The sequence below is a fragment of the Nostoc sp. ChiVER01 genome, assembly GCF_034531155.1.
Classification (GTDB): Bacteria; Cyanobacteriota; Cyanobacteriia; order Cyanobacteriales; family Nostocaceae; genus Nostoc.
Genome location: NZ_JAVRBS010000004.1, coordinates 354,716 through 362,209, shown reverse-complemented (window position 1 = coordinate 362,209; position 7,494 = coordinate 354,716). Strand labels below are relative to the sequence as shown.

The following is a 7,494-nucleotide window of genomic DNA, read 5'->3' as shown; positions in this document are numbered from 1 at the left end:
TCAACTCAGACAACATCTGTAACCTCAACTGAAAAATCACCCAACACTTCAACTCAGACAACATCTGTAACCTCAACTGAAAAATCACCCAACACTTCAACTCAGACAACATCTGTAACCTCAACTCCTACAACACCCGTAACCCCAACTCTTACAACACCCTTAACCCCAACTCTTACAACACCTCCAACACCCATAATCCCAACTGAGCCAACACCCATAACCCAGACTGAGCCAACACCTGTAACCCCAACTCCTCCAACACCCGTAACACCAACTCTTCCAACGCCCGTAACCCCAACTGAGCCAACACCTGTAACCCCAACTCTTCCAACACCCGTAACCCCAACTACTCCAACACCCATAACCCCAACTACTCCAACACCCATAACCCCAACTGAGCCAACACCTGTAACCCCAACTGAGCCAACACCCGTAACACCAACTCTTCCAACGCCCGTAACCCCAACTGAGCCAACACCCGTAACCCCAACTCCTCCAACACCTGTAACCCCAACTCAGCTTCCAAGCACATAAAAACTGCTAATGGGGGTACAAAATGTTCTGCAAATGCCGAAGGCGGTTGGTTTTGTGATAATTTTAATTTTGCGTAATTACTGTGGGACTTAGCTGCTCCAAGGCAGTAGCACAAACTTATGCCCAAAACCAGAGACAGAACCATGACAAACAATTTTAGTTACTGCCTTTACAGCAACCAAGGCAAAAAGTGATATTCCCTACGACGAGAGAACATCTGCTAACGCTAGATTAAATCAAGGAAAGGACTTACACAGGGTTCACCGGATATCCTTATATAGTTCAATGACGTTTTCTGTGTAAGTTACCAGGAACTGATTTATTGCTAAAGAGAACATAAATTTATGACTTTTGATTACGACCTGTTTGTAATTGGTGCGGGTTCTGGAGGTTTAGCGGCTTCCAAACGGGCAGCTAGCTATGGGGCAAAAGTGGCGATCGCTGAATATGATTTAGTTGGTGGCACTTGTGTGATTCGCGGTTGTGTTCCTAAAAAATTCATGGTCTATGGCTCTCACTTTCCCGCACTATTCAGTGAAGCTTCAGGCTATGGCTGGAAAGTAGGTAATGCCGAGTTAGACTGGGAACATTTCATTACATCTATAGATAAGGAAGTTCGGCGACTGTCGCAACTACATATTAGCTTTTTAGAAAAAGCGGGAGTAGAACTAATTTCTGGTCGCGCCACATTGCTAGACCTCCATACAGTAGAAGTTGATGGACGCAAAGTTACAGCAGATAAAATTTTAATTGCTGTTGGTGGGCGTCCCATTAAACCAGATTTACCAGGCATGGAATATGGCATTACCTCCAACGAAATCTTTCATCTAAAAGAACAACCAAAACACATCGTCATTCTTGGCGCTGGTTATATTGGCACAGAATTTGCCTGTATCATGCGTGGTTTAGGTTCTGAAGTTACACAAATTACCAGAGGTGAAAAAATTTTGAAGGGGTTTGATGAGGACATCCGTACAGAAATTGAAGAGGGGATGACAAACCACGGAATTCGGTTGATTAAGAATAATGTGGTAAAAACAGTTGAACGTGTGTCGGAAGGTTTTAAACTGACTTTATCAGACAAAGACCAAGAACCAGTTATTGCCGACGTGTTTTTAGTAGCAACTGGTCGAACTCCCAATGTAGATGGATTAGGTTTAGAAAACGCTGGAGTTGATGTTGTTGATAGTTCTATAGAAGGGCCTGGATACAGTACCACAAATGCGATCGCAGTCAATGAATATAGTCAAACTAATCAACCAAATATCTTTGCCGTTGGCGATGTTACAGACCGAATCAATTTAACTCCCGTCGCCATTGGCGAGGGACGAGCCTTTGCAGATAGTGAATTCGGAAATAACCGCCGCGAATTCAGTCACGAAACTGTTCCCACTGCCATATTTTCTACCCCAGAAGCCGCTACTGTCGGCTGGACAGAAGCCGCAGCACGGGAAAAACTCGGTGATGCCGTCAAAATTTTTCACACTCGCTTTCGCGCCATGTACTATAGTTTGACTGGTAAGCAAGAGAAAACAATGATGAAGTTGGTGGTTGACAGCAACACTGACAAAGTGTTAGGCGCACACATGGTGGGTGAACATGCTGCTGAGATCATTCAAGGTGTAGCAATTGCTGTGAAGATGGGCGCAACTAAAAAAGACTTTGACGCCACCATTGGTATTCATCCCTCAGTAGCGGAAGAATTTGTCACAATGCGGTAATAAGATTTAGAAGTTAGGAGTTAAGAGTTATGAGTTGAAGAAAGAAACTTAAAACTTAAAACTCTTAACTTCTCACTCCCAACTATCTACAACTTTGCAATATATATATCTTCACGGTTTCGCTTCCAGTCCTAATTCTGCCAAAGCGCAGGATATAGGCGATCGCTTTGCTCAAATTCATACAAAGCTAAAAATTCCCGATCTAAATGCTGGCGATTTTTCGCACTTGACAATCACTCGTCAAATTACTCAAGTTGGCGCAGAATTCACTAATAATTCCACGCCAGTAACGCTCATTGGCTCAAGTTTAGGCGGCTTGACCTCTGCCCACTTGGGACAGCAATATTTACAAGTACAACGTCTCGTGCTGCTAGCACCAGCTTTTGAGTTTTTATCCCATTGGTTACCCAAGCTAGGCAATGAAGAAGTACAGCGTTGGCAGCAAGAAAAATATATCATGGTCTACCACTATAGGGAGCAGCGAAAGCTTCCCTTAAGTTACGATTTTGTTACAGATGCTACCCAATACCAAGAGAAGTTTTTGCAACGTCCTATTCCCACCCTGATTTTGCATGGAAAAAACGATGAAGTCATCCCCATCGAAGCCAGTCGTAACTTTGGGCGTTCGCGTCCTTGGGTGGAGTTAGTCGAACTCGACAGCGATCACGCCTTGGGTAATGTTATGGAAGAAATTTGGCAGGCAATTCGCCTCTTTTGCCAATTACCTTGAAGCTGTAAAATATTAAACTCTTACATAAATAATGTCCTTAGTCATTTGTCCTTTCTTTAGTTACTAATGACAAATGACAAATGACCAATGACCAATGATTAATTACTAAAATTATGCTTCCCTTTATCCGGTCAGATTTAGCCAAATTTACCGCGTACAAACCTCACCCCAGCAGCGATACAGCCGAATCTGTCCCCATGCAATTTGATCGGCTAGATACAAATGAAAGCCCTTATGATTTACCACCTGAGTTAAAAGAGAAGCTGGCTTGGACATATCAGCAAGTAATTGAAACAAATCGTTATCCTGATGGCGGACATGAGACACTTAAGGATGCGATCGCCCAATATGTCAATGAATCAGCCGCCATCTCGCTATCTAATACTGCTGCCAATATTTCTGTTGGAAATGGTTCCGATGAACTAATCCGTTCTTTATTAATTGCCACCTGTTTAGGAGGAGAAGGTTCAGTTCTAGTTGCCAATCCCACTTTCTCCATGTACGGAATTTTGGCGCAAACTTTGGGTATTCCTGTAGTCGCAGTGGGTAGAAATGAAACAAATTTTGAAATTGACTTAAAAGCAGCACAGGCTGCGATCAAAAATACTCAAAATCCTCCGATTCGCGTAGTTTTTGTAGTGCATCCCAATTCACCGACAGCCAATAGCTTAACTGCGGCAGAGTTGGCATGGTTAAGAAGTTTGAGTGAGCATATTTTGGTAGTAATTGATGAAGCTTACTTTGAATTCAGTCAAACTACCCTAGTAGGTGAATTAACACAGCGTCCTAATTGGGTAATATTACGCACTTTTTCTAAAGCTTTCCGGTTGGCAGCTCTCCGTGTTGGCTATTGCGTCGCTCATCCCGAAGTGATCGCCATTTTAGAAAAAGTTCGCCTACCCTACAATCTTCCTAGCTTTTCTATAGCAGCAGCATTAGTTGCTTTACAAAATCGCATACTCTTATTAGAGTCAATTTCCCAAATCCTGAGTGAACGAGCTAAACTCATCGAAATTTTATCGCAGCAACCAGAACTACAAATTACTGCAAGCGCTGCTAACTTTATTTACCTACGTCTTAAACCAAATAGCTTTAAGTCACCAGATGCTGCGTTAAAAACCTTTCACCAGAAACTTAGAACACTTGGTACTGTTGTGCGACATATTAGCGGAGGATTGCGAATTACTGTAGGAACAATTGAGGAAAACGCCCGTACCATTAATCGAGTCCAAGCTGTTTTGGCAAATTTGGAATTTTAGCAATTCACTCAGTAATTAAATCGGCTATTTACCTCACTGCCCAAACGGCGTACTATTCCCACTGTTTGTGGCAGCACACCTACTAAAAGAGCAAAAGCAACATCCGGCAGAAGAGCCACAATATCTGGTGGAAAGTATTGTTCAAATTGATCGAGAATTTTCTGAACTCGTTGCCCAGGCACCGGGTTTTCTGTAATTTGTTTGATCAATCGAATCCATTGTCGTCTAATTAAGTAAGCCTTCTGGCGTTCTTCATTAGATTCGGGAGTTAATAAAGACAAATTCCCTATGGGCAATGCCCTTTGGCAATCACAATCGTAATCCCCACCTACAGCAGCCCCAGGCCCAGCAAACTCTGCGTGATAGCGTTTAAAGAGGATTAATCCATTTCGTCTACGACTATTGACGATGAAAACTTCCCCACTGTGTAAACGTGTAAGGATATCCGAGCCTTGCGATTGCTCAGTTCCATCTGGCATGACAAGAGAGTCAAGGAAACTAGCTTCAGGGTAATAAGTTGATACCATAGAGGTCTGATAGCGTCGATGCTGTTCGCTATCCATGTTTTTTAAACTTTCAATGAATTTGGTAGTAGTATGCACTTCAAAACAAAATTAGCTTTTATGTCAAATCAGCTTTTTGAATTCTTTATATTATCAAGAGTCTTTGTGCCAATTTTCCTAAGATACTAATAAATAGGCAGTGTTTAGTAATTGAGTGATCATATTTTATGAGATATAACTACATTTGTCTTCTAATTATGAGAGAGTTTTCTTAAAGTTTTTATAAAGATGAATATCTTAATTAAAAAGTTATTATGAGCTATTGCTAGTTTTCTCAGGGCAATTCTACAGCTATTTTCATTATAATTAATTTATTTATCTATATAAAATATTCTAAAATAATTGTCGTTTAATAGCAAACAGAAAAGACAAACTTTAATAAGTTAATCATTTAAGATAATTTTTCCAAAGTTATATATTTCTTAATATTACGAATAAACAGCTTTATAAAAACGATAAACAGAATATACTTAAAAAATTATTTAAAGCTATATAGTAGTCCTAAATGATTCGTAAGCTTTTTTGCTTTTTTTTCTTCTTTCTTTACGACACGCTACGCATCGGTGGAAGCCTCTCATAGAGGTAGTGGTTCATAAGTTTTTCAAAAATATCAGTATATGTAGGGTGCATCAGAACGGAGTCTGTAACAACGTCTTTGGACAGTGCTGTACTCTCGTCTGACACACCTTGCATATATTTCAAAAATAAAATATCAATCCTATAGCTAATAGTAACTTAGTTTTAATTAAGTTAGTTTGTGTTTTAATTATTTATATTAGTGAAAATTTTCCCAAAAATAATTAGAACATCAAAACTAAATTATTATCTGCCAAAATAAAATTCAAATAGTGGAATCGGGACTCAAATGCTTGTGTAATAACATTTGGCTTGAGCGTCTTAGGAAAAATTTATTCCAATTCGATTCAACTTTATGCACCCGATACCCCAACTTGAAATAAAGTTGCCTTGCTTGATGGTTATTTTCCAAAACGTGGAGATATAAGTCTTGAAATCCCCAATCACGAGAAACTTTCTCACAACTAGTGAGTAACCCTGAAGCAACACCGTGTCTACGGTATTGTGGGTGAACTGCTAAATTAGATAAGTAAGGAAAACCCATGCCAATCTGGCTCCACGAATCACTATAACGTACACCCAGTTCTACACTTCCCACTAAGTTATTAACCTCACCTGTAGTAGCTTCAAAGGCGACTAAACAAACATGACGCGATGGAGGTGATGCCATGCGATGCCTTAAGTCTTCGTAAATACCGAGACGTAGCAATGGAAATGCCCATCCCCATATCCCCTGTTGGGAGTGAAAGCTTTCAGCAATAATTTGAGAAACACTGATCAAATCAGCAGGTGCTGCTGTACGAATTTGAAATTGGCAGCAAGCTGGATTGATTGGTTGTTCCTGGCATGGATGAAAAAACCGATAATTCAAGGCTAGTTTAGTATTGATTTTATTCAACGAAAATTTTCTCAAATCTCCTCAAATACCATTTCAACTGGAGAAAAACTTTATATCTGCCCAGGATATTGAACTAACCTAAGATTGCTAATTCGCTTTTGCTTGTGAAGCATACAAAGTTTTCCACTTTAGTTTGGGGTTTTATAGTCTGTATTTTTGGAAAAGTCAAAGTCTTAGAAGTTACAGCTTCATCAAGCTACAATTTTAAGTCCAGTAGGTTCAAGTGTATCCCTTGCTTTAGGTAGGGAGGATATCAGTTTGTTTACCACAAAAACATTTGTAAAGTGGAACAGGTTTAGGTGAATGGGTAGATAAATAGCATAACCTGTCCGTAAACATTACCTACAAAATTGTTAAGTAAGTACACTACCAACAAATTCTGCTTGCAAATCACCTTTAGTTACAGTACTGAACTCGCTTAGGCAATTGCCGCTACACTAACAGGACTTTACTCCTAGTATAGGTCGGCGTAAATAAACCTACCCTTCGGGTTCGGCAGTTCCTCATGGGGGGAACCCCCAAGATCGGACTGCCTCACCATTTCATTACAGCCAAAAAGCTCAAAATTATAGACTTTTCACTTGTAGAGCCAGTTGCTTCTCTTCTCTTCTCTTCGAGAGGCTACGCCAACGAGACGCTGCACGTAGCTTGCTTCCCCGGAGGGGTACAAGTAGGTAGAGCCACAAGGGCGCACTGGCTTCTTTTGAATTCTGCTTTGCAGTAATAGCTCATAGCGACGGTTTGCAGGTATAGGGGAAGAATCTCTAAGATCCAAGATCCCTAACTTCTTAACCCTACCTTGTCTTAATGATAGTTCTGATTGCTAAATTAGAAGGAGGTATTTGTCTAATAGTATACTTTGGCTTTAAATGTTCATGTTTTAATATTTTTGACTCTACCATGACTACCATAAATAAAATTTACCTGCAAGTGTTAGTACAACTGCTGCAAAGGGCAAACTTAATATGCAGCTTCATCTGGATTTGTCAGCTAGCTATGAGCGCTGTATGTAGTATCAGACATTACTCACAGGAGGTGAAGGGAGATTTGGCAAGCAAGCAGCGACTCTGTAACCATAAAACTGATTATGAAAACAATTACATTGCACCAACGCAAACGGTAATAAGTATAAGCCATTGAGACGAATTACTGTGCGTAAACACTCCTACACCTACACTCAGCAGTCATGTAGCCAAAAAGCCTTATTGGT

At 40.4% G+C, this 7,494-nt stretch carries 7 protein-coding genes; 3 read left to right on the top strand and 4 right to left on the bottom strand.

Annotated features, from left to right (window positions below; genetic code table 11):
* Window positions 1-175: 175 nt before the first annotated feature.
* Together RMY00_RS08390 and RMY00_RS08385 are read right to left on the bottom strand one after the other, a co-directional pair.
* Window positions 176-337: a hypothetical protein gene (locus tag RMY00_RS08390; RefSeq protein ID WP_322647095.1), complete on the bottom strand. Its 162-nt coding sequence runs from the start codon at window positions 335-337 to the stop codon at window positions 176-178.
* A 36-nt stretch (window positions 338-373) separates the two neighbouring features.
* Window positions 374-682 carry a hypothetical protein gene (locus RMY00_RS08385; protein ID WP_322647094.1) on the bottom strand — a complete coding sequence of 103 codons (309 nt, stop codon included), beginning with the start codon at window positions 680-682 and terminating at the stop codon, window positions 374-376.
* A gap of 199 nt (window positions 683-881) precedes the next feature.
* Here RMY00_RS08385 and gor point away from each other — a divergent pair, with 199 nt between their 5' ends.
* The 3 genes from gor to RMY00_RS08370 all read left to right on the top strand — a co-directional run bounded on the left by gor (window position 882) and on the right by RMY00_RS08370 (window position 4,247).
* Window positions 882-2,258: a glutathione-disulfide reductase gene (gor, locus tag RMY00_RS08380; protein ID WP_322647093.1), complete on the top strand. Its 1,377-nt coding sequence runs from the start codon at window positions 882-884 to the stop codon at window positions 2,256-2,258.
* A gap of 94 nt (window positions 2,259-2,352) precedes the next feature.
* Window positions 2,353-2,988 carry a YqiA/YcfP family alpha/beta fold hydrolase gene (locus RMY00_RS08375; RefSeq protein ID WP_322647092.1) on the top strand — a complete coding sequence of 212 codons (636 nt, stop codon included), beginning with the start codon at window positions 2,353-2,355 and terminating at the stop codon, window positions 2,986-2,988.
* 113 nt (window positions 2,989-3,101) lie between these two features.
* Window positions 3,102-4,247, top strand: a complete 1,146-nt coding sequence (locus tag RMY00_RS08370; protein ID WP_322647091.1) for a histidinol-phosphate transaminase — start codon at window positions 3,102-3,104, stop codon at window positions 4,245-4,247.
* A gap of 8 nt (window positions 4,248-4,255) precedes the next feature.
* On the opposite strand, the gene RMY00_RS08365 is transcribed toward RMY00_RS08370, so the two are convergent.
* The gene (locus RMY00_RS08365; RefSeq protein WP_229492762.1) at window positions 4,256-4,810 is read right to left on the bottom strand and encodes a hypothetical protein; all 555 of its coding nucleotides are present in this window, start codon (window positions 4,808-4,810) and stop codon (window positions 4,256-4,258) included.
* Between the two features lie 841 nt (window positions 4,811-5,651).
* Entirely contained in the window at window positions 5,652-6,284 is a 633-nt protein-coding gene (locus RMY00_RS08360; protein ID WP_416212048.1) for a GNAT family N-acetyltransferase, read from the bottom strand.
* Window positions 6,285-7,494 lie beyond the last annotated feature (1,210 nt).